The organism is Oerskovia flava (assembly GCF_026163685.1).
Taxonomy (GTDB): domain Bacteria; phylum Actinomycetota; class Actinomycetes; order Actinomycetales; family Cellulomonadaceae; genus Oerskovia_A; species Oerskovia_A flava.
The window spans coordinates 105290-127770 of record NZ_JAOXSR010000007.1 but is presented as its reverse complement, the minus strand read 5'-3'; the positions used below and the strand labels follow the sequence as shown (position 1 = coordinate 127770).

Below are 22481 nucleotides of genomic sequence, written 5' to 3'. Positions count from 1 at the left end.
TTTCCGCGGGAGCCGCAGGATTCGCGCTGCTACCCCTGCGTCGGCGCCTCGTCGCCCACGACTCCGAGGAAGATCTGCGAGCAGAGCATCTCGCCCTCGTCCGTCGGCGCGCACGCGACACCTAGCTGACCGAGCTCCGGGTCGACGATGTTGGACCGGTGTCCAGGCGATTCCCACCATGCTTCGAGAACGTCGGCGGGCGCGGTGGCCGACCGGCTGAGGTTCTCGGCGGCGACGTTGGCGGGGTCGCACGCCTCCACGACGGGTTCGAGCGGTGCGTGCTCGAGCTCAGCGGCGCCGACGAGCGCCTCCGCCCGGTCCAGCGCCTGCGCACGTGCGCACTCGTCCTCCTCGAACGGCGGCAGGTCCTGCTCGGCCCGGACGGCGTTCGTCCCGTCGAAGAGCGCCTGGGCGTAGTCGCCCGCCGTCAGCCCGCGGGGCGTGTCCGCGGGGGCGACGCTCGGCGGAGTACACGCCGCGGCCGCCAGAAGCAGCCCCGCGGACGCCGCTGCCGCGGCGCGGCTACCGGCGACCGAGCGCACGGTAGACCCAGCCGGCGGCGCGCCACACCTGCGGATCGAGGACGTTGCGGCCGTCCACGATCCGCGGTGACGCGACGAGGAGAGCCGTCTTGTCGGGGTCGAGCGCCCGGTACTCGGCCCACTCGGTGAGCAGGAGGACGGCGTCGGCGCCCTGCACGGCCTCCTCCGCGGTCTGCACGTAGCGCAGGTCGGGGAAGCGACGGCGTGCGTTCGGCACGGCCTGCGGGTCGGTGATGACGACGTGCGCGCTGCGGTCGGCGAGCTTGCGGGCGACGTCGAGCGCCGGGGAGTCCCGCACGTCGTCGCTGTTGGGCTTGAACGCGGCGCCGAGCACCGCGATCCGGGCGCCGGCGAGCGGGCGGCCGTCGAGCACCCCCGCCGTGAGGTCGACCATGCGCTCACGACGTCGCAGGTTGATCGAGTCGACCTCGCGCAGGAAGCTCACGGCGGGCTCGGCATGCAGCTCGGCCGCACGCGCCATGAACGCGCGGATGTCCTTGGGCAGGCAGCCGCCCCCGAACCCGAGGCCTGCGTCGAGGAAGCGCCGCCCGATGCGCGGGTCGCGGCCGATCGCGTCGGCGAGCAGCGTCACGTCGCCGCCCGCGACCTCGCACAGCTCTGCCATGGCGTTGATGAACGAGATCTTGGTGGCGAGGAACGAGTTCGCCGCGACCTTGACGAGCTCCGCGGTCGCGTAGTCCATGACGATCCGGGGGACGTCGTCGGCGAGCTGGCCGGCGTACACCTCGTCGAGCACCGCCGTCGCGATGTCCCCCTCGCTGCCGTCGACCCCGTAGACGAGCCGGTCGGGGTGCAGGGTGTCGTCGACGGCGTGGCCCTCCCGGAGGAACTCGGGGTTCCACGCGAGGTGCACACCGGGCGCCTCGCGAGCGAGCGTCTCGGCGAGCCGCGCCGCCGTCCCCACCGGCACCGTGGACTTCCCGACGACGACGGACCCCACCGCCGCCCGCCGGCCCACGGCCCGGAACGCCTCGTCGACGTAGGTGACGTCGGCTGCGTAGGAGTCCGCCTGCTGCGGGGTCCCGACGCACACGAAGTGCACCTGGGCCTCGGCGACGGCGTCCATGTCCGTCGTGAAGCGCAGCCGGCCGGTCGCCCCTGCCTCCGTCAGCAGCTCCGGGAGGCCGGGCTCGAAGAACGGGGTGTCTCCGCGCTGGAGCGCGGCGACCTTGACGGGGTCGACGTCGACGCCGACGACGTCATGACCGAGCGCGGCCATCGCCGACGCGTGGACTGCTCCGAGATACCCACAACCGATGACCGAGATGCGCATCGTTCCCCCTGCAGTGACGGATGGTCGTGACGAGGTGCTGCTGGACGTGGCCGACGGTACCGACCGACGCCGACGGCTGGCTCAGCCGTCCTTGCGCGCACCGAAGACGGCGTCGAACGGCACGGTCTCGGTGGGGAGCTCGCCGGTCGTCGACGGGAACGTCGGCCGGCTCTCGGCCGGAGCATCCGCTGCGGGCCGGCTCTCGGTCGGGTCGACCGGTGCGGGCCGGGTCCGCGCCGCACGCCGGCCGGGCTCGACCGTCGCGCGTGACGCCTCACGCCGGGGCCACCCGATCATGCGCACGCCCGGCCGGGCCCGCCGCAGAGGCTCGGGCTCCGTCCGGGACGAGTACTCGTACCCGTAGTGGTAGCCGCCCGAGCCGCCGCCCTGCGGGAGCTTGTTGACGACGAGTCCGAGCACGCGGGCGCCGACGGTCTCGAGCGCGCCGAGCGCCTCCTCGAGCTGAGGCCGGTGCGTCGTGCCCGCGCCGACCACCACGACCGCTCCCCCGGCGAGCTTGGCGAGGATCGCGCCGTCGGTCACGGGAAGGAGGGGTGCGGTGTCGAGGATGACGACGTCGTACTCCGTACCGAGCTTGTGGATGAGCTCGGACATGGCGGCCGAGCCGAGAAGCTCGCTCGGGTTCGGCGGGATCTCGCCCGACGCGAGCACGTGCAGGTTCTGGTTCCCCCAGGGCTGGACCGCGTCCTCGAGACCGATCCGGCCGATGAGGACCGTGGTGAGGCCGACGGAACCCTCGACGCCCATGTACGTCGACACGGAGGGGCGCCGCAGGTCGGCGTCGACGAGCACGACCCGCATCCCGGCGTCGGCCAGGATGACCGCGAGGTTGATGCTCGTGGTCGTCTTGCCCTCGCCCGGGATGGCCGACGTCATGACCAGCACCCGGGCAGATCCGTCGAGCTCGAGGAACTGCAGGTTGGTGCGCAGGCGGCGGAACGCCTCGGCACGCGGGCTCTGCGGGCTCTCCTGCACGATCAACGGGTGGTCGGGGGCGTCCTCGTCGAACGTGATCGCACCGATGATCGACGACGACGTCACGCTCCGGACGTCGTCCTGCGAACGGATGCGGGTGTCGAGGAGCTCGCGCAGCACCGCCACGCCGAACCCGACGGCGAGTCCGAGCACGAGCCCGAGCGCGACGTTGAGCCGCATGTTGGGCGAGGCCGGGGACTCCGGCACGGACGCGGGGCGCACCGTGCTGATCTGGACGGGAGACTCGGGGGCGTCGGCGGGCTTCTCGAGCTCGGCGACGACCGCCGCAAGGTTCGTCGCGGCCGAGTTCGCGATCTGGGCGGCGAGATCGGCCGACTCGTCCGTCACCGCGATGTTGATGAGGACGGTGTCGAGCGGGGATGTCGCGCTGACCATCTGCGCGAGCGAGGCCGGCGTCTCCTCCAGACCGAGCTCCTCGATGACGGGCTCGAGCACCCGCGGGCTCGTGACGAGCTCGGAGTAGGACTTGACCTGCCGCACGGTGAACGCGCTGCCCTGCGCCAGGTCGTTGGACGTGTCCGCACCGCGCACGGACACGTAGACCTGCGACGTGGCCTGGTAGGTGGGTGTCGTCGCCAGCGAGAGCGCGACGGCGGCCAGCACCCCGATCATCCCCACGACCGCGATGTACAACCATCGTTTGCGCAGGAGGCGCAGGTAGTCAGCGAGTTCCATGAGCCCCCTCAGTTCGCGACCTGTGGCCGAGTTTATCCGCGCACCGCGATCTCGCAGCCGCTGGGACCCCCGTCATCCGCGCAGCTCGAACGCGTTGTCCCGGTACCACTCGACCGTGCGGGCGAGACCGTCCGCGAGGTCGATGCGGGAGGTCCAGCCCGTCGAGGCGAGCAGGGACACGTCGAGCACCTTCTGCGGCGTGCCGTCGGGCTGGGTGGTGTCCCACCGCGTCTCGCCCTCGAACCCCACGGCGCGCCCGACCTGCGCTGCGATCTCCGCGATGGTCGCGTCGGTGCCGGTGCCCACGTTGACCTGCGACGGGCCGTCGTAGCTCTCGAGCAGGTGCAGGCAGGCGTCAGCCATGTCGTCGCTGTGCATGAGCTCACGACGGGGAGTGCCCGTCCCCCAGTTCGTCACGTGGTCCGCGCCCGAGCGCGCTGCCTCGTCGTACCGGCGGATCAGCGCGGGCAGCACGTGCGACCCCTGCGGGGAGAAGTTGTCGTTCGGCCCGTAGAGGTTCGTGGGCATCGCGGAGATCCACGGTCGCCCGTCCTGACGGCGCACCGCCTGGACCTGCAGGATGCCAGCGATCTTCGCGATGGCGTACGCGTCGTTCGTCGGCTCGAGCGGGCCGGTGAGCAACGCGTCCTCGGTGATCGGCTGCGGTGCGAGCCGGGGATAGATGCAGGAGGAGCCGAGGAACAGCAGCCGTTCGACGCCGTAGCGCCGGGCCGCGTCCATGACGTTCGTCTGGATGCGGACGTTGTCGCTGAGGAACTCCACGGGGTACGTCGAGTTCGCCAGGATCCCGCCCACCTTGGCCGCGGCCAGCACGACGTAGCGGGGCCGCACCTCACCCAGGTACGCGAAGACCGCGTCCCGGTCCCGCAGGTCCAGCTCTGACGAGCTACGGCCCACGAGCCGGCCGAACCCGGCCGCCTCGAGCCGGCGCCAGATCGCCGACCCGACCAGCCCACGGTGCCCGGCGACGTAGAACGTCGCATCCCGGTCGAGGGGTGCGGGGGTGTGCGCGACCTGGTCGCGGGCATCCGTGGCCGTCATGCGGCGTCCCACGTCGCGAGCGCGACCTTGTCGATCCACGGTGTCCCGGCGTGCTCGAGCGCCTCGACGTCGGCGTCCACCATGATCTTCGCGAGGGCGCGACCGTCGACGACCGCCTTCCAGCCGAGCTCCGCGTTCGCCTTGCTCGGGTCACCCACGAGGGCGTCCACCTCCGTGGGGCGCAGGTAGCGCTCGTCGAAGCGCACGTGGTCCTCCCAGCGCAGCCCGACGTGCGAGAACGACTCCTGCAGGAAGTCGCGGACGGTCAGCCCCGTCCCCGTCGCGAGGACGTAGTCGTCGGGCTCGTCGACCTGCAGCATCCGCCACATGCCCTCGACGTACTCGGCCGCGTAGCCCCAGTCGCGGATCGCGTCCAGGTTCCCCATGTACAGGTGCTCCTGGCGGCCCGCCTGGATCGCGGCGACCGCGCGCGTGATCTTGCGCGTCACGAACGTCTCCCCGCGCCGCGGCGACTCGTGGTTGAACAGGATGCCGTTCACCGCGAACATGTCGTACGCCTCGCGGTAGTTCTTCGTGATCCAGTACGCGTACAGCTTCGCCGCCGCGTACGGGGAGCGCGGGTAGAACGGTGTGGTCTCGCTCTGCGGCGGCGGGGTCGCGCCGTAGAGCTCCGACGACGACGCCTGGTAGTACTTCGTCTCGATCCCGGCCAGGCGCACGGCCTCCAGCAGCCGGACCGCTCCCGTGCCCGTCGTGTCGGCCGTGTGCTCCGGCTCGTCGAACGAGACCCGCACGTGCGACTGCGCGGCGAGGTTGTAGACCTCGTCCGGGTGGATCTGCGACAGCAGCGACACGAGCCGCGCACCGTCGGACAGGTCCGCGTAGTGCAGGAACAGCCGGGCGTCCTCCTCGTGCGGGTCCTGGTACAGGTGCTCGATGCGAGCGGTGTTGAACGTCGACGCGCGACGGATGAGTCCGTGGACCTCGTACCCCTTGTGCAGGAGCAGCTCGGCCAGGTACGAACCGTCCTGTCCTGTGATCCCCGTGATCAGAGCCTTCTTCATGATTCCCCCTGTGGTCGTCGGCGGTGTGCCGGCCGATCGTTCGAGCTAGGTCGTCGGTTCGTTCGCTGCGACGCGGGACGCCCCTGGGCGACCCCGCGGGCGGTCAGCGTGGCGAGCCAGCCAGTCGTGGAACCGGGTCACGGCCGCGTCCTCGGACAGCACCTCGTGCCGGTAGCGGTTGCCCGCCAGGCCGAGCGCACGGGCGTGCTCGACGTCGTTCCCCAGCTCGACCGCGGCATCCACCAGCGCGTCGGGGTTCTCCGCGTCGACACGGACCCCGCCACCTGATGCGGCGATCTCGTGCGCGGTGGTCGAGCTCGACGACGTCGCCGCCAGGACCGGACGGGCCGCGTCGAAGTACGAGGTGAGCTTGCTCGGGACGGACATCTCGGCGAGGCCCGCCAGCTCGTTGACCAGCAGGATGTCCGCAGCGGCGAGTGCTGCCGGGAACTGCTCGTCGTCCAGCGGGTCGACGAACTGGATCGCGCGGACCCCCCGGGCGGACTCCTCGAGCGCCCGGCGCCGGCTCCCGTCACCGAGCAGGACGAAGCGCACCCGCTCGCCGCGAGCGTCCACCCGACGGGCGGCCTCCACCACGTTCTCCAGGCCCTGCTTCGCCCCCTGGTTCCCGGCGTGGAGGACGATCGTCTCGCCGTCGGCCCACCCGAGGGACCGTCTGGTCGCGGCGACGTCGGGCGCGGGCCGGGACCGCAGGTGGGTCCAGTTGCGGACGGTCGTCACGCGGTCCGGCACGGCGCCCAGCGCACTCCGGAGATGCTCGGCGAACCGGTCGTGGATGGCGACGACGCCGTCGGCCTTGCGCACGACCCAGCTCTCCACCTGGTGCACCGCTCGCGCCAGCCGGCCCGATGCGGTGCCGGTCTCGGTGACCCCGAGCGAGTACAGGTCCTGCGTCCACAGGACGACTCCTCGACCTGACCGGCCCCGGAACGCCCGGCCGATCTGCACCCGGGACATCGCTACGGCGGCGGCGAAGAGGGACGGCGAGACGAGCAGGACGACATCGGCCTGCGGCCAGCGCGTCGCCGCTGATCGGACGCCGAAGCTGAGCTCCGCGAGCAGGCGCCGGACGGGGCTCGGCGACGACGGGACGTAGTGACGCAGGCGGAGCACGTCGACGCCGTCGACCAGCTCCCGTCGCGACGAGCCGCCGTAGCCTTCACGAATACGCCACTCGGGATAGTGCGGAAACGTCGTGATGACCCGTACGCCGATACCTCGTTGCTTCAGGGCACGGCTCAGCGACGACGTGTAGGGCGCGTTTCCGGTAGGTTCTGGAGAGTAGTTCGCGCCGATCACGAGGACGCTCAGTTCATCCGTGTTCACGCGAGTACCATAACCGTGCGCGAGTCGATTCGCTGGGGGGCAGATGGAATCCGATGTTACGCCCAGGAAAATTCCTGTGGTCTCGCTGGCAAACGCTCCGGGTGAACGCTCCTCGTGGGACCGGCCGACAATCGTCGTGTACCTCTGGAGCGTGGTCGAGCTGCTGTTCGTCACCAACCCGTGGCAGATCAGTTCAGGGCTCAGGATCGCGGCACTACGGCTTTTCGGCGCGGAGATCGGCGAGAACGTCATCTTCCGACCAAGGACTCGTGTTCGTTTTCCCTGGAAGCTGCACATCGGTGACGACTGCTGGATTGGCGAGGGAGCCTGGTTCCACAACCAGGACCACGTGTGGCTCGAGCACGACGTCGTGGTCTCCCAGGAGACGTTCATCACCACGGGCAGCCACCGGCACCGGCACGATATGGCCCTCGTCACCGCCCCCGTCCACGTCGGGGCAGGAACGTGGATCACCACCCGCTGCATCGTCCTGGGCGGGACGCGGTTCGGCCGCTCGTCGCTCGCGACACCCGGCTCGGTCGTGCGCGGCACCGTGCCCGACGGCGCGGTGTGGGACGGCCGAGAGCTCTCCGCCCGAACACGGTTCTGACGCCGCTGGCGACCGTACCGCCGGGAGGTAGCGCGCCTCGCCGGCGGTGCCGGCGCAGGATCACGCACCTGGTGAACGCTTCTTGGCACCAGATGCCCGGCTCCTCAGTTCCTGGGCCAGGCGATCCAGCTCTCGCGAGTGCCGGACCTCCGCGTCCGGGTCGCCGAAGCGCTGTCGCACCACTCGCGCAGGACTACCCACGGCCACGCCGTAGGGCGGAACATCTCGCGTCACGACGGAGCCCGCGCCGATGATCGCGCCCTCCCCGATCGAGATCCCGCTGAGAACCACCGTTGCGCCGCCGATCCACACGTCGCGACCGATCGTGACCCGATCCCGCGCGGTCTCCTCCCGTTCGGCCACCCAGGTCGACAGCCCGACCGGGACGCCGACCTCGTCGATCGCATGGTCGTCCCGGCCGATGATCTGTACGGACTGGCCGATCAGACAGAAGTCCCCGATGGTCCCGTCCACCTCGACGATCGACCAAGGGCCGATGGAGACCGAGTCACCAATCTCCAGTCTGTGCGGTGCGCTGATCACCGAGAACCGCCCGACCCGGAAGTCCATGCCATAAACCACGTTCCGGCGGACTCCGAGCTTTCGAGAGATCGCCCGGACAGGCCGCACCAGCATTGGCGCGATCTGCGTCCGTGTGTCGTACAGAGATGGAGACTCTTGCATTACGCCACCTTCATTTCGGTGCTACCTGCGTCGCGGCTCGACCCGTCGTGTTCCGCCGCAGCAAGAATCCCTGCGGCCATCGACTCTGCCGAGTAGTTGCGCCCGACCCACCGGGAGAGCCCTGCATCCGGAGCGTGCCGGCGCAAGCGCCAGGCAGCGAGGAGCTCTTCGGCGAGGCTCTCCACGGAGTCCGTCTCGAACCAGCGCACCGCGCCGTGCTCTGCCAGCTCGATCTCCGGCGAGTGCGGCTCGTCCCGCGAGACGAGCGTCCGGATCCCGAAGCCCGCAGCCTGCGTCAGCGAGAGGCCTGCGAAGCCTGGCGAGACCGCGACGAAGGCTCGCGCGTAGTACTCGCGGAGGCCTTCCGTGCTGTCGATCCATCCGGGCATGTGGACGACCTCGCTGACGCCGAGGCGCCGCGATGCCTTCTCGATGTCGGCACGTAGAACGCCGTCTCCGACGAGGACCAGCTCGAGGGACGGTTCGCGGTCGTGTGCGGCCGCGAAGGCTTCGACGAGCAGCGAGACCTTCTTGGCTGCGACGAACCGCCCGACGTAGATGACCGAGACCCGCTCGTCCGCCGACCCCGCGGCGACCGTGATGTCACGTTCCGGATACAGGGCGTTCGTCGCCGTCCACACGGGCGAGCCCGGCAGGTCTGCTCGCGCGCGGGCAGCGTCGGTGTGCGTGTAGGAGATCGTCCCGTCGGCGAGTCGCCGCATGGCCCGCCGTACACCAGCGGTCTTCGCCTCAGCACCGCCGCGGGGATAGACATGGCCCCACACGACCGTTCGTCGGCGCAGGAGCTTGCGGACGAGGAGCAGCAACCACGCGGTCCCGCTTCGCGGGTTGAGATCGATCACGAGGGTCCTCGGCCGCAGCGCGCCACGCCACCCGCCGAACTGCACGAATGCACGCCCTCCAGCGACGCGAACCATCCGCACCTTCTCGTACCACTCGACTCCCGTGTCGCTCCGGACGCTCTGGTCAAGGTGAGCGTCACTCACCCACACACGGACGCGACCCTGCATCTGCTGACGCACCGCCTCCATGCACGCACGCCGATAACGTGGCAGGACGGCGAGATAGAAGCCGAGATCATCCATCAGTGCGTCCCTCGCTTCGACTCGTTCATCAAACCCCTCGACGCAGAATGCGCCTCATCTACGCCCCTCGGGAGCAGCTTCCCGCCCTCTTCACCAGAGATACGACCACCGTTCCTCACCCTGGTCAGCCCACTCATCTTTCGGAGCAACCAGAGGACCCCCACCGCGACGATGATCACCTGCACAAGAATCGCGAGCTGGGAAGCAGGATTACCCCGGACGATGTTCGGGATGAAGCTGATGAATGCGACGACGACGACGAGCCTCGTGCCCGTCGCGCTGGTGAAGGATTGTCCGGCGACATGAAGTGCCCAGCCGAAGAGGAACATCCCGACGATCACACCAGGCAACGCGAAGTCGAAGTACAACGCTCCAGGAAGGCTCGGTACCGGGCAGAGGTACTCGACGCAGGACCCTCCGAAGATGGTGCGCAGCCTTTCGTTGCTCCACGATTCCGTGGGGACGAGCGCAGCAGGCACGGGCGCCATCATGACCTCGAGGAAAGTACCGCGCCCCATGCCCAGTGGTAGATCACCGCCAAGTCGCGGAGCCACGTACGAGACGTAGGCGAACATCTCGGTGTCGTACGAGAGGAAGAAGTTCTCCATCACTGCGGCAGGACCCTCCGTCGCGTAGTAGTCGCGCATCGCGCCGGCCAGGGACGCGTCGCCGGTACGTGAACCGGCGCTCCGCACGAACGGGATGATGGCCAGGGCAAGGAGACCGACGAGCCCGATGCCCGCATGCCGCAACCGGATCCGCCGGTTCCAGGACGGGGCGAGTGCCGCGATGATCGCTGCGAGGAGCACGGGGAGGAGAAACCGTCTCGTCCCGAGAACGGAGGTCGGCACGATCGCGAGGAGTGTCACGACCCAGTACGTCAGCCGCTCCGGGCGATGAAGCCTGCGAGTTCTCTCGACGAGGACGCGCACGACTGCCACGACCAGCACGCCGACGACCGGGAGTGCCATGACCACGGCGGGCATCCCCTCCATCCTCTGGCTCACCTGGGCAGATCGCCCCGAGAACATCAGAGTGAGGAAGGCCGCGCCGCCTCCGTAGACCGCGAGGAGGACGAACCACGCCACCACGAGTCCGGCACACGCGACGGACGCGGCCAGGATCGAGATCTCCGGCTTCCCGGCGACATGGGTGGGGGTGGGGTCGGCGGCGTGGATCCCGCCCGTGGACGGCGACTTCCGTTCGCTCCCGTCGACACGTGCGCGGCTCCTGGAACGATGCATCGCCGAGGCCGTGTAGCCGAGGTACATCGCCACCAGGGCGGCAAGGCCGATCCACGTCGCCAGGGCGAAGCCATCCGTCACACGCAGTCCGTAGAAGTCGAACGAGTCACGCTGCACCATGTAGAGCGGCCGGACACCGTAGATCGCGACGACCATGAACGTGGCGAGCCCGAGGGGGCCGACGAGGCCACCTCGGCGCAGGCCGCTCGCACCGATCAGCAGCACGATCCCGAGCACGGTCGTGACCGCCGCCACCGTCACCGGAGCATCCGTCATGTTCGCTGGTCCACTTCCGATACACGCGCCTCGAAGAGCGCACGCACCCGAGCCAACGTGGAACCTGCTGCCGCCGGGTCGATGACCTGGGGCTCGAGACCGCAGTCTCGAAGGACGTCCGCAGTGGCATGCGGCCCGGTGGCGGAAGGGACCACCGCAAGGGTCGTGGAGAGCTTGTCTGTTCCTGGATGGATGACGGGCACAGCAACGGCTCCGCTGCGTGCTCCCAGGATCAGCGCGTGCAGCCGGTCGCTCACCACGACGTCTGCCTGGGTCATGATGCCCGTGACACGATCGATCTGTGTCGCGTGGTCGCGCCCGTCCCACGACACGTGCTCGACACCGTGGTCCCGTGCGAGTCGCGCGTGCTGGGGATCGTCGCGAGCCACCTGCGTCACGAGGACGGGGAGCAGACCGAGCTTTGTCGCCGCGACGACGCTGCGGGCGACGAGCTCGTCGTCCGCCACGCGGTCTCCCCGGAACGAGAGGACGAGGTTCCGGGTCGATCCCGACGTCGAGGTCGGACGATCGGCTCGCGCGAACGCGAGATCTGGGGCCACCACCACCTCGGCGCCGACGATCGACCGCGTCACGGCGTCGCGAGCGACGTAGAGCGACTGGAGTCTCGCGCTCGAACGCTCGATGAGACGGGCGACCGACGCCGTCCCTCGCACCGCGCGCCCCACCGTGAAGACGGCACCCCTCCCGATCCGCACGAGCGCGACGTTGGCGAGGTTCGCGCACGCCTTGAGCAAGGGCTTCGGGGCGTCGACGAGGGTTGCCGGGCCCGGTGCGAACACGAGAACGGGACGGGAGCCCGGACGCACGACCGCTCCGAGAAGTGCCGCCTGGAAGGACAGCGGGCTTCGCACGAACGTGATCCGGTCGTGCCTGCCGAAAGCGGCGACGTACGACGCAGGCAGATCTCCTCGGAGGACGACGACCTGGTCGCAGGATCCGAGCAACCAGTCGAGCATCTCTCGTCGGATGACGATGTCCCCGAGGTTGTCCGTCTGCGCCATGATGCTGCAGAACGCGATCGTTCGGCGTCTTCTCACGTGCTTCCCCCCTCAGGCATGCGACATCGTCCTGGGCTGCCGACCGGTCGTGTCACGCGTTCGGTGCACAGCGACGAGCTTGGACGTCAGGACGAGCGCCTGCAGCGCGAGCGCTGCTCCGAAGGCCAGCGCCGCACCTGCCGCGCCGGCGACGACCGCGCCGATGGCCGCCCCGACGAGGCACACGGCCGACATCAGTGCTGCTGTCCAGGAGACGAATCCCGCATAACCCTGCGCCTGGAGAAGCGAGGTCGCTACGGATGCGACGGCACCGAACGGGAGCGCCACGAGCAAGATCTGGATCGGCAGGATCGCCGGCGCGAACTCCTCGAAGAGCGAGGAGCTCTGCACGAGCGTGGGCATCATGGCTGCGAGAACGAGGTATACCGCAGAGATCGCGGCGACGAGCCAGTAGACAGTGCCACGAACTCGGGCCTGCTCTGCGGTGCCGCTCGCGCGTGCAGCGTGCGGCAGGAGTGCCGCCGCGAGAGACGTCGGTACGAGCCGGAGGGGAACGGTGAGCCTGCTCGCGAGCGAGTAGATTCCTCCCGCGGCCGCGCCCGCCAGGCCCGCGACGACCGCGACGTCCAGGTTCCGCGCTTGAACGGCGACGGAGTTCGCCCAGTACGGCCGCGCCTCGCGGACGACGACGCCGAGGGCGACCCTGTCCGGCGCGATCCTGGCTCGCATCACCGCGTTGATCCACGCCACCGAGACGAGCGCCCCGACGGCCATCCCGATCCCGTAGCCGAGAACCGGGTCCGCGCCCTGCCACGCGAGCGCGGCGAAGACCACGAGGGCGACCACTCGGCGGGACACGAGGTTCGCGACCGAGATGCCCGCGCGGCCGTCGGCCACCGCAAGACCCGCAACCGTCTCGGCGTTCCGCTCGGCAGCAGCCCAGACCGCGAGCGGCAGGAGGACGAGTCCGGAGACGGCCGTGCTCCACGAGCCCACTGCCAGTGCGACGAGAGCAGCCAGCAGGAACAGCGGGACGGTGGTGATCCGGTTGACCGCTACGCCCGCGCGGATCCGACCGCCGTGGGGATCGGTGGCACGCGTCCGCACCAGATACGTCGCGACACCGAGGTCACAGACGGTCTGCAGGACCAGGAGCACTGCCAGCGCGGTGCCGACCGCACCGAGAGTCACGGGATTCACCGCGAGTGCCAGCGCTCCGAACGTAAAGGCCTGCAGGACGGCAGCGAACAACCGACCGCACGTAAGCCACGCGAACTGTCCGATCATCCGACCACCAAGGTCCGGTTCCGCTCAGTACGCACCGTCCCTCCCGAGGACGGCTTTGGCCGTCCGGAAGAGGATCACCAGGTCGCCGGCCATGGTCCAGTTCTCCACGTAGTACAGGTCGAGACGCACGCTCTCGTCGAGGGTGAGGTTGTTGCGACCGCTGACCTGCCACAGCCCGGTCAGCCCGGGCTTGACGAGCAGGCGGCGACCGATCTCGTCGTCGTACTGCTCGACCTCGAGCCCGACCTGCGGGCGTGGGCCCACGAGGCTCATGCTGCCCTGGAGCACGTTGAACAGCTGCGGCAGCTCGTCGATGGAGTACCGGCGGATGAACGCGCCGACCTTCGTGATGCGGGGGTCGGTCGTGCTCTTGTAGAACACCCCGACGTTGCCGACGCCCAGCACCTCTTCGAGACGGGACTCGGCGCCGTCGACCATCGACCGGAACTTCAGCACCGTGAACGGCCTGCCCTGGACGCCGACCCGCTCCTGGCGGAACAGGACGGGCCCCGGGCTCGTCACCTTGATGGCGACGGCCGTGACGATCATGGGCAGCGCGAAGAGCAGGACGAGCACGGTGGTCGCCACGACGTCGAACAGCCGCTTGAGCATGTGCTGCGGACCGGAGTAGCCGGGCGCCTCGACGTGCAGGAGCGGCAGGCCGGCGACCGGACGGGTGTGGATGCGCGGACCGGCGACGTCGGTGAGCTTCGGGGCCAGGATGAGGTCGGCGCCCCACGGCTCGAGCTCCCACGCGAGCCGCTTGAGGCTCTTGGGGGTGATCTCGTCGGCCTCGGTGACCACGATCGTGTCGGCACCGAGGACCCCGAGCACGCCCGCGGCGTCGGACACGTCCCCGACGACCGGGACGCCGGCGATCTGCTCCCCCTCGTGGCGCTGCCCGCCCGGGACGCACAGCCCGACGACGTCGAAGCCGGCAGCGCTCGCCTCGCGGAGCTGGCCGACGAGGTGGGCCGAGCCCTCCCGCCCGCCGACGACGACGGTCTTCGACTGGCACCGGCCCGTCGCGCGGCGTGCCGCGAGGTTCCGGCGGACGGTGTGCCGGCCCACGAGCAGGAGCAGCAGGCCGAGCGGGAGCGCGACGGCGAAATACCCTCGCGCCAGGTCGAACTTGGCGAGGTACGCGGCGATCGCGACGAGCCCGAAGAACACCACGGTGGCGTTCGTGACCCGGATGTACTCCGTGGCGCCCGCGCCGAGGATCGCAGTGTCGTGGGTGTCAGCCACCACGAGCGTGAAGAGCCAGCCCACGACGAGGAGCACCGTGATGCCCGCGTAGGTCGAACCGCGTGGCACCAGCGTGTCGAAGCGGATCACGGACGCAGCCGCGAGCGCCAGCACGACCGCGACGGTGTCGGTGAGAAGGACGGCACGCGGCAGGCGCGCCCTCCAGGACGGCCGCCGGGACGTCCCCGTGGCGATGCGGGCGAGCTGCCCGGTGTCGAATGGTCGAGGGACGGGAAATCCACTGATTCCCGGTCCTCTCGTCTCGTGAACTGTCATGCGGAGCCCCCTGAGCGCGCCGGCGGCACAACTGGTGACGACGGCGCTCTTCCTGCAGAACGCGGACGATCGAGAGGTGCTCGGAGGACGGCAAGACCCCCGGGAGTCGGAACGACTGCGTCCCCGGGGGTCTTGCCGCGTCCGGCCACGTGGTACGGCGGGGCGAGCCCGCGTACCTGTCTGCGCGTACCTGTGCGTCGCCGCTGCGCGGCGGCGGGTCAGGCCTTGGCGCTGCGCTGCTTGCGCAGCATCAGCAGGAGTACGCCACCACCGGCGACGAGCGCACCGGCGCCGATCGCGAGCGGCACGGTGGACGCGCCGGTGGCCGGCAGCCAGCTGCCCGAGCCGCTGCTGCCCGCAGCGTCGCCCGAGCCGGCGGCGCCGGACCCGGCGTCGCCGGACCCGCCTGCGGCGGACGAGCTGAGGACCTGGACGGTCTGCGTCGAGATGACCGTGCCGTCGGCGTCGGTCGCGACGATCGTGTACGTGGCAGGCTGCGTGAGCGTCACCGCGAAGGTCGCGTCGCCGTTGGCGTCGGTGTCCTTCACGAGGGTCCTCGAGCCCGCGATGGTGATGGCGCTGTCCGGGACGGCGTCGGACGAGACGGTCAGCGCGATGGTCGGGTTGCCGGCCGGTCCGTCGATGGTGACGGTGAACGTCTCCCCCGCGACCGGTGTGGTCTCGGAGACCCCGACGGTGTAGTCATCCGCCTCGTATGCCTGAGCGGCGACCGGGCTGAGAATGAGGGCTGTGGCGATTCCAGCCACAGCGAAAGCACGACGAACGAACATGTAATCCCCCCTGGGTACGGTTAACACAATGTTGACCGGGTACCGCGGACCGCGGTGCGTTCGTGCACCGTTGGTCCTTTTTCAAATGAAGCACACTTCACCCGCACTCGCGACCCCCCGACACGGTCCGAGATTCCCGCGCCCCCGGGGTGGTGCGGAGCTCGAGCGGCCCGCGCTGGTTCTTCCCGGTGACGATCGCGTACGTGTACGTCTGCTCGCCGCCCGGCGGTACGGCGACCGTACGACCGCCCACGACCAGGCCCTCGTGGGACTGCGAGAAGAGCTGGTCGACGCCGTCGGATCCGCTGGATTCCAGGATTCCGCCGCCTCGCGGGGCGTACACGAGGAGGTTGGTGTGGATGGTCCCGCTGCGGTCCGCAGAGCTCGTCACGTATGCGGGCAGACCCCCCGCACCACCCTCGTCGAGGGTGGACGTCAGGGTGACCGCGAGGGTCAACGACTGCGACCCGTCGGGCCGACATGTGATGCGCGTCACATCGAATGAGGTGTCGAGGTAGTACCCCATCTTCGCGGCACTCGACGCATTGAGGTACACGCCTACCACCGGCGAACCGGACCTTTCGCCCACAAGATCACCGCTGAGCACCGTTCCGCCGAGCAACGACTGTTCCTGCTCGTGCGCCGACCAGACGAGAAAGCGGCCCTGGCGAGCAGCCTCCGCCAACGAGGTGACGACGGCTGCCGCGTCGCCCTCGCCCGAGATCGCCGAGTCGAAGACTGCGCCCGCCGCGGCGCCGAAGAACTCGTCCTGCGCGCCGGTGTCCTCGATGTCGAGGTAGACGCGGTTGAGCAGCAGGTCCACGGCGTTCTCGGCCGTCAGCGCGGCCGTCACGCCCGTCGGGTCGTCGACCTCCACGGCGCCGGAGGCCCCGAGCACCAGGGAGAGCGCCACCGGGTCCATCGACAGGACGCCGTCGACGTCCTCCCCGAACCGCTCCGCCCAGATCGCCCGTGCCAGCTCCGCGGACCGCGGAAAGTCCGGCGTGAAGTTCACGTTGAGCATGTAGCGCCCGAGGTCCGGGCCGAACAACGCCTGCTCCGCCCCGCTGAGTGCCAGGGCGGGCTCGTCCAGGGCACCCAGGTCGCTCCCGGACTCCTGCCCGACGAAGGTCACCTCACCGTCGTCCGCGCGCAGGTGCACCACGGACCCCGGGATGCCTCCGGTCGCCCGCGGCTCGGCGTTGTTCTGCACGAGCAGCAGGTAGTCGCGCGGGCCGTCGGTGCCCAGCATGGGCGGGACGAGCTGGACCGCACGCGCGGCCGTCGCGGTCGTCGCGTGCACCTCGACGAGCTCGGCGGTCAAGGTCGACGCAGCCTCGTCGAGCACGTCGACGAGACCCGCTCCCTCGAGCGCCCGCACCCGCTCGACAGCGTTTCCCACCGCCGCGTCCGCGCGCACGACGTCGGCCCGCACGGCCTCGATCGGCGCCAGGTCCACCCTCCCGTCGACGGGTGTCATCGCACCCGGGGCCGCGACCCGCGCAGCCTCGGTGAGCTGCGGCAACGCGTCCTGCGCGAGGTCGTCGACGACGTCCGCCAGGGTCGTCACCGCGTCGGTGTTCGGGCCGACCCAGGGCAGCGTCGACGCCACCCGCCAGTGCGGACCCGTCGTCAGCTCGACCGACCGCGCCGACGTGCGCTGGAGGTCGGCGACGAGCGCCTCGGCCCGGGCGGTGTCACCGTCGACGACGACCTGCTGCAGCTCGGCCACGGTCTGCGCCGCCTGGGTCAGCGCCGTGCGCGCGCGCAGGGCGTCGACCGCGACCCAGGCCATCACCGCGATCGCGACGACGAGCACGGCCGCGACGACGATCAGGACCGTCCGCCGGCGCCGCGGCCGCCGGCGTCCTCGCACCGCACGGACACGGGGCGTGGGCCCCTCCTCCCGCGGTGGTTCCACGACCTGCACACCAGCCCACTGCGAACCCCAACCGGGATGTGTCACGAGTGCCCCCTCTTGATCCCTGCGCACGAGTCTGCGGTCAGAACGCAGCGGGCGCTAGATTTGCCGGGAACGTCACACCGACCGGAAGGCTCGTATGCCCACCTCCGTCCTCGTCGTGTGCACCGGCAACATCTGCCGCTCGCCCGCCGCCGATCGCCTCCTGGCCGCCCGTCTCGACGACTCCGTCAGCGTCTCGAGCGCAGGGACGCGTGCGCTCGTCGGCGACCCGATGACGGACTCCATGGCACGCCGGGTCGCCGCCGAGGGCGTCGACCCGCACACCTTCCGCTCCCGCCAGCTCACGACGCCGATCGTCGCCGCGGCCGACGTGGTGATCACCATGACCGCGGAGCACCGCCAGGCGGTGCTCCGCCTGCACCCGGCGGCGCTGCGCTCGACGTTCACCTTCCTCGAGCTCGCGCGACTCGCCGGAGGGCACGAGGCGCCCGCGGGTGCCGCGAGCGACGCCGAGCGCCTCCGCGACCTCCTGGCGCACGCGACCGGGCTCCGGGCGCGGTTCGCGAACACCGCGCACGAGAACGACCTCGCCGACCCCTACGGCCGGGGCGAGGGCGCCTACGACGTCGCGTTCGCGCAGATCACCGCGGGCGTCGACGCCCTGTGCTCGGTGGTCACCGAGGAGGCGTCCCGGCAGGGCTGACGCCGCCCCGGTCGTCCCAGACGGTCTCCGGGAGGAGCGTCGCCGCCTCGCCGGGCTCCGCGAGCGCCGCGGCGAACAGGTGCCGCCAGCCGGGGCGTCCGCAGACCTCCGCGAGGGCGCGCGCGAGGCCGGCCGAGGTCGCGGCGTGCACCTCGCCGCCGGCGACCCACCAGTCGACGCCCTGCCCTCCGACCGTCAGGTCGTCGTGCTCGAACCAGTGCGCGGGCAGCGGTCCGAGCGCCCGCACGCGCGGGTCGAGCGGCACCGCGACGCCCGGTTCGTCCGGCCGCTCGGCATGGCCCTCGCCGGGCACGACCGGCAGGTCGAGGAGGTCGGCGAGCGCGTCGGTGTCCCCGGTCGTCGGCACGACGGGTGCGAGCTGGGCGTGCTGGGTCGACGACGTGACGGCCACGTCACCGGCGTCGACGACCTGGACGTCCTGGCCGTGCAGGGCGGGCAACCGGTCCGGGAGCGGGTCGAGCTCGGTCCCCGTCGCGGCCAGCGCCGCCAGGCCCCGCCACACGGCCAGGGCGACGTGCGGGTCGACCGGGCTGCCGACGTCGGGCAGCGCGGCCAGGACGCAGGGCCAGTCCTGCGGGGTGACCTCGCCGAGGTCCGCCACCTCGCCCAGCGCCCGCCGCACGATGGGGTCGAGGCCCGCGACGGCGGGCGGCACGGGGGCCAGGAGCGGGACGTCGGCGGCGAAGGGCGCACCCAGGTGCTCGCGGAGCCACCACGCGGTGTACGACGGCGCGGTGCGGATGTGCGCGCCCGCGCCGCCCTCCGCACGGACGGGGGTGACGAGCGCGGCTCGAGCCGCCGGGTCCTGGGCGAGGCGAGCGAGCAGGTCGGGCCAGGCGTCGTCAGCGACCGCGTCGAGGTCGGAGACCGCCTCGACGTCACCGACCCACGCTCCTGCGCCCAGCGTCTCCCCCAGGTACGCCACGTAGGAAGACCAGGACGCGAGCCACGCCTGCGGCCCGTCACCTGCGTCGCTCCCTGGACCGGCCAGATCGTCGTGATCGCCGGCGTCGGAGGACCCGTCGAGCGGCACGAGCACGTCGACGACCCGGTAGACCGCGAGGCCGGTGTGGACGCCGACCGCGCGCAGGACGTCTTGCCCCCAGCGGTCGACCACGTCCGCGGCGACGGGCACGAGCGCGTCGAAGACGTCCGCCGCCCAGCTGCCGGGCAGTACGCAGTCCCGCGCGGGCAACAGGTCGCCCTCGTCGGTGGCCAGCGGGAGCTCCCCGAGCCAGAAGGGTAGGTCGTCGCTCGCGCCCGCCTCGCCGGTCGCGAGCGCGACGAGCTCGAGCGCCGCGGACGTCACCTCGAGGGCGAGGTCGTCGTGCGGGTCGTCGAGCAGGGTCTGTGCGGCCTCCCGCACCGCGGCGCGGACGGTCGCGTCGTCGAGGAGCCGGCGGGCCGACGTCGGCACGGCACCCAGCCGCTCGAGGACCGGATGGGCCGCGGCCGGGTCGACGACCCGCACCTCCAGGGCGCGCGCGAGCTCCCCGAGCCGGCCACCGGAGCCCTCTGGCAGGAGCGCCGTCCCCCGTGGGCCGCGGACCCGACGCCCGTCCGCGAGCGGCACCACCATGGCGCCGAGCGACTCCGCGACGCCTTGCTCGCCGACCGACGGGGCCAGCGCCGCGTACACCTCGTGCCACCGCTCGGGCGGGAGGCCCGCGGGGACGTCGTCGAGCAGGTCCGCCAGGTCGCGCGCCCGCACACCGAGCGACCGCGCGAGCGCGTGCTGCCGGGCGGGGACGTCGACGAGGTCGCCCACCGCGCGTCCCAGCACCTGTTGCACCCGCGGGTCGCGGCCCGCCGGACCGAGCAGCATCTGGGCGTCCTGCGGTGCGACGAGCGCACCCGCGGCTCTGTCGTCGAGGTCCGGGTTGACGTCCGGGTCGTCGACGCCCGGGTCGGCGCCAGCGAGCAGCGGCGTGCTCCGCAGCGCGGCGAGCGCCGCGTCCCGGATCGCCGCGTCGAGCGCACCGGCGGGCATCCCGGTCGGCACGAGGTCGAGGACGTCGGAGCCCGTGGACGCGACGTCGGCGAGCAGCCGGGCGAACTGGAGCCCCGCGTGCTGCGCGACGGCGTCGGTCACCGGACCGGGAGCGACGTGGCGACGCCCGGGGTCGAGCGGGAACGACGCGACGAGCAGTGCGGGGAACGTCAGCGGCTCGTCCGTGGGAGTGGGGCCGTGCAGCACGGGTGCCGCCACGAGGGGGCGGGGGCGGCCGTCGTCCGACCGCAGGGCCCACACGACCGTCCACGCGGACCGGCGCAGCTCGACGGGCAACGACGCGACGACGTCCGGCGGCAGGTCGCCGCCCGCCCGCAGGACCGTCCACCGCGACCCCACGTCGGCGAGCCGGCGCGTCGTGGGCCCGTGCTCACGTCCCTGGTCGTCGGCGCCGCCGGCGAGGGCCTCCGGGTCGGTGCTGACGACGATCTCGGCGAGCGCCGGCAGCGCGAGCAGCAGGGCGTCGTCGACCTCCGCGAGCTGGCGCCGGACCTCGACGACCGCGGCGGCGTCCCGCAGGCGCAGCTCGACGACGGTCCCGTCCGTGACGCCGTCGGCCGGGAAGGGCAGGCGTAGGACGGGCAGCGCGTCGCCGCGCTCGGCCACGGCCTGCGCGAGGCGGCGCCCGGCGTCGTCGACGTCCCCGCCGGCGGTGCCGCGCGACGCCTCCTCGAGCGCCTCGCGGGTGGCCTCCAGGGAGAACCGCACCCCGCCGCCCACGGACCGCACGGAGATCTCGTCGGCGACGGACCGCACCGCGGCGAACCCGACGCCGAAGCGGCCGACCTGGCCGGGGTGGGTCTTCGCCGAGGCGCGCATCGACGCCAGGGACGCCACACCGTCGGCATCCAGGGGCAGACCGGTGTTGTGCGCGCGCAGCGACCAGGTGCCGGCGGGGTCGCGCCGCAGGTGGAGGGTCAGTCGCCCGGGCTCTCCAGCCCGCGCCGCGGCGTCCGCCGCGTTCTGCGCGAGCTCGACGACGACCCGCCCCCGGTAATACCCGTGGGCGTGGTCCTCCTCGGTGTTCGCGTCCTCGCGGAACCTCGTCGGCGAGCCGCGCCACGCCTCCGTGACCGCGCCGCGCAGCGCCGCCGTCCCGAAGACGTCCTCGGTCACCGTTCGGGGACCGCCCCGTCGACGATCTCCACGCCCAGCTCGTCGATCACGGGCGCGGGCGCCGGCCAGTCGGTCGGGTGCGGCTCCACGTCGGTCTCGGAGTGCGCGCCGCATCCGTGGTCGAGGCTCACGACCTTGCCGTCGTCGGGCGACCACTCGTTGACGCAGACGCCGAAGAGCTGACCCAGCGCGCCCTGGAGCGGAACGAGGAAGCCGCACGTACCGCAGCCCTCGGCGGACGCGACGGCGCCCGGCGTCGTCGGCCCGCGGGTGCCCCGGTACCACCGCTCGGCGGCCTCGTCGCGGCCCTGCGGGGAGAGCACCCGCACCCGGGCGAGCGCGAGCTCGTCGATCGCGACCGCATCGACCTCCTCGTCACCGCTCGACGTGAACCCGGGCTCGAGGCGCGGGTCGTCGGGGACGAACGGCAGCACGTCGCCGGCGCCGATGTCACCCGGGCGGATGCGCTCGGACCAGGGCAGCCAGGCAGGGGCGAGGATCGCCTCGTCGCCCGGGAGCAGCTCGACCTCGCACACCGTCGCGTTGCGGCTGCGCGGGATGCGCGCGAGCGTCACGGTCCAGCGCCACCCGCGGTACCCGCGCAGCGTGCACGCGAAGTAGTGCGAGACGAGCCGGTCGTCCTCGACGAGCGTGCCCAGGTGCTCGCCGACGTCGGCCACTCGCTCCGCGACCTCCTCGGCCGCGGCACGGGCGACCTCGACGGCGCCGAGCAGCACCGCGTCCTTCGCGGCACGCGCAGACACCTTGCGGGTCGTCGTGCGCTTCTCCTCCGCTGCGGCCACCGTCATCTCAGGCCTCGAGCTCGTCGGCGACGGCGCGCAGCACGGTCGCGACCGTCGTCGCCTTGGGCTTCTCGGGGAAGCGGCCACGGCGCAGACCGTTGCCGACCCCGTCGAGCTCCTTGATGAGGTCCTCGACGATGATCGCCATCTCGTCGGCGGGCCGACGACGCGCCTTCGCGACCGAGGGCACCGGGTCGAGAAGCTTGACCGCGAGCGCCTGCGGGCCACGCTTGCCGTCCGCGACACCGAAGTCGACGCGCGCCCCCGGCTTGGGAGCAGGAGCGCCCGCGGGCAGCGCGGAGGCGTGCAGGAACACCTCGTCGCCGTCTTCGGCGGCGATAAATCCGAAGCCGCGTTCGGTATCGAACCACTTGACCTTGCCGGTGGGCACGTGAACCTC

At 71.5% G+C, this 22481-nt stretch carries 19 protein-coding genes; 2 read left to right on the top strand and 17 right to left on the bottom strand.

The genetic code is table 11. The features are described from left to right. Positions 1 to 29: 29 nt before the first annotated feature. From OHL10_RS12680 to OHL10_RS12655, 6 genes are all read right to left on the bottom strand, one after another. Complete coding sequence (locus OHL10_RS12680) at positions 30 to 542, bottom strand: CAP domain-containing protein (protein WP_265522579.1); 513 nt, start codon at positions 540 to 542, stop codon at positions 30 to 32. Continuing rightward, positions 523 to 1836, bottom strand: coding sequence for a UDP-glucose dehydrogenase family protein (locus OHL10_RS12675; protein ID WP_265522578.1), 1314 nt, complete (start codon positions 1834 to 1836; stop codon positions 523 to 525). The genes OHL10_RS12680 and OHL10_RS12675 overlap by 20 nt, the downstream gene beginning before the upstream one ends. A gap of 81 nt (positions 1837 to 1917) precedes the next feature. After that, positions 1918 to 3528, bottom strand: coding sequence for a tyrosine-protein kinase domain-containing protein (locus tag OHL10_RS12670; RefSeq protein ID WP_265522577.1), 1611 nt, complete (start codon positions 3526 to 3528; stop codon positions 1918 to 1920). A gap of 72 nt (positions 3529 to 3600) precedes the next feature. After that, the gene (locus tag OHL10_RS12665; protein WP_265522576.1) at positions 3601 to 4590 is read right to left on the bottom strand and encodes a GDP-L-fucose synthase family protein; all 990 of its coding nucleotides are present in this window, start codon (positions 4588 to 4590) and stop codon (positions 3601 to 3603) included. Next, complete coding sequence (gmd, locus tag OHL10_RS12660; protein ID WP_265522676.1) at positions 4587 to 5618, bottom strand: GDP-mannose 4,6-dehydratase; 1032 nt, start codon at positions 5616 to 5618, stop codon at positions 4587 to 4589. Before gmd ends, OHL10_RS12665 begins: the two co-directional genes overlap by 4 nt. 42 nt (positions 5619 to 5660) lie before the next feature. Further along, the gene (locus OHL10_RS12655) at positions 5661 to 6962 is read right to left on the bottom strand and encodes a glycosyltransferase (protein WP_265522575.1); all 1302 of its coding nucleotides are present in this window, start codon (positions 6960 to 6962) and stop codon (positions 5661 to 5663) included. A gap of 136 nt (positions 6963 to 7098) precedes the next feature. On the opposite strand from OHL10_RS12655, the gene OHL10_RS12650 reads away from it, so the two are divergent. Continuing rightward, positions 7099 to 7572 (top strand): LbetaH domain-containing protein, encoded by a 474-nt coding sequence (locus OHL10_RS12650; RefSeq protein WP_265522574.1) that lies wholly within the window; start codon positions 7099 to 7101, stop codon positions 7570 to 7572. Positions 7573 to 7632: 60 nt separating this feature from the next. On the opposite strand, the gene OHL10_RS12645 is transcribed toward OHL10_RS12650, so the two are convergent. The 8 genes from OHL10_RS12645 to OHL10_RS12610 form a co-directional block, all read right to left on the bottom strand. Beyond that, the gene (locus OHL10_RS12645) at positions 7633 to 8142 is read right to left on the bottom strand and encodes a DapH/DapD/GlmU-related protein (protein ID WP_265522573.1); all 510 of its coding nucleotides are present in this window, start codon (positions 8140 to 8142) and stop codon (positions 7633 to 7635) included. Between the two features lie 113 nt (positions 8143 to 8255). Then, a complete protein-coding gene (locus OHL10_RS12640; protein WP_265522572.1) occupies positions 8256 to 9119 on the bottom strand; it encodes a glycosyltransferase family 4 protein in 864 nt (287 codons plus the stop codon). A gap of 242 nt (positions 9120 to 9361) precedes the next feature. Continuing rightward, the gene (locus OHL10_RS12635; RefSeq protein ID WP_265522571.1) at positions 9362 to 10762 is read right to left on the bottom strand and encodes a hypothetical protein; all 1401 of its coding nucleotides are present in this window, start codon (positions 10760 to 10762) and stop codon (positions 9362 to 9364) included. A 116-nt stretch (positions 10763 to 10878) separates the two neighbouring features. Beyond that, positions 10879 to 11940: a polysaccharide pyruvyl transferase family protein gene (locus OHL10_RS12630; RefSeq protein WP_265522570.1), complete on the bottom strand. Its 1062-nt coding sequence runs from the start codon at positions 11938 to 11940 to the stop codon at positions 10879 to 10881. A 12-nt stretch (positions 11941 to 11952) separates the two neighbouring features. Continuing rightward, positions 11953 to 13188 carry a lipopolysaccharide biosynthesis protein gene (locus OHL10_RS12625; protein ID WP_265522569.1) on the bottom strand — a complete coding sequence of 412 codons (1236 nt, stop codon included), beginning with the start codon at positions 13186 to 13188 and terminating at the stop codon, positions 11953 to 11955. Positions 13189 to 13212: 24 nt separating this feature from the next. Then, entirely contained in the window at positions 13213 to 14712 is a 1500-nt protein-coding gene (locus OHL10_RS12620; protein WP_265522568.1) for a sugar transferase, read from the bottom strand. Between the two features lie 218 nt (positions 14713 to 14930). Continuing rightward, positions 14931 to 15479: an LPXTG cell wall anchor domain-containing protein gene (locus OHL10_RS12615; protein WP_265522567.1), complete on the bottom strand. Its 549-nt coding sequence runs from the start codon at positions 15477 to 15479 to the stop codon at positions 14931 to 14933. A gap of 121 nt (positions 15480 to 15600) precedes the next feature. Continuing rightward, the gene (locus tag OHL10_RS12610; protein WP_265522566.1) at positions 15601 to 17424 is read right to left on the bottom strand and encodes a DUF4012 domain-containing protein; all 1824 of its coding nucleotides are present in this window, start codon (positions 17422 to 17424) and stop codon (positions 15601 to 15603) included. A gap of 139 nt (positions 17425 to 17563) precedes the next feature. Here OHL10_RS12610 and OHL10_RS12605 point away from each other — a divergent pair, with 139 nt between their 5' ends. Further along, complete coding sequence (locus OHL10_RS12605; protein WP_265522565.1) at positions 17564 to 18130, top strand: arsenate reductase/protein-tyrosine-phosphatase family protein; 567 nt, start codon at positions 17564 to 17566, stop codon at positions 18128 to 18130. Here OHL10_RS12605 and OHL10_RS12600 read toward each other — a convergent pair. From OHL10_RS12600 to OHL10_RS18645, 3 genes are read right to left on the bottom strand one after another with little or no spacing between them, the layout of a single operon-like run. After that, on the bottom strand, positions 18102 to 21278 hold the full coding sequence (locus OHL10_RS12600; RefSeq protein WP_265522564.1) for a sacsin N-terminal ATP-binding-like domain-containing protein: 3177 nt from the start codon (positions 21276 to 21278) through the stop codon (positions 18102 to 18104). The genes OHL10_RS12605 and OHL10_RS12600 overlap by 29 nt on opposite strands. Beyond that, positions 21275 to 22087: a DUF3027 domain-containing protein gene (locus OHL10_RS12595; RefSeq protein ID WP_265522563.1), complete on the bottom strand. Its 813-nt coding sequence runs from the start codon at positions 22085 to 22087 to the stop codon at positions 21275 to 21277. Before OHL10_RS12595 ends, OHL10_RS12600 begins: the two co-directional genes overlap by 4 nt. A 1-nt stretch (position 22088) precedes the next feature. Beyond that, the gene (locus OHL10_RS18645; RefSeq protein ID WP_322645556.1) at positions 22089 to 22472 is read right to left on the bottom strand and encodes a cold-shock protein; all 384 of its coding nucleotides are present in this window, start codon (positions 22470 to 22472) and stop codon (positions 22089 to 22091) included. Positions 22473 to 22481 lie beyond the last annotated feature (9 nt).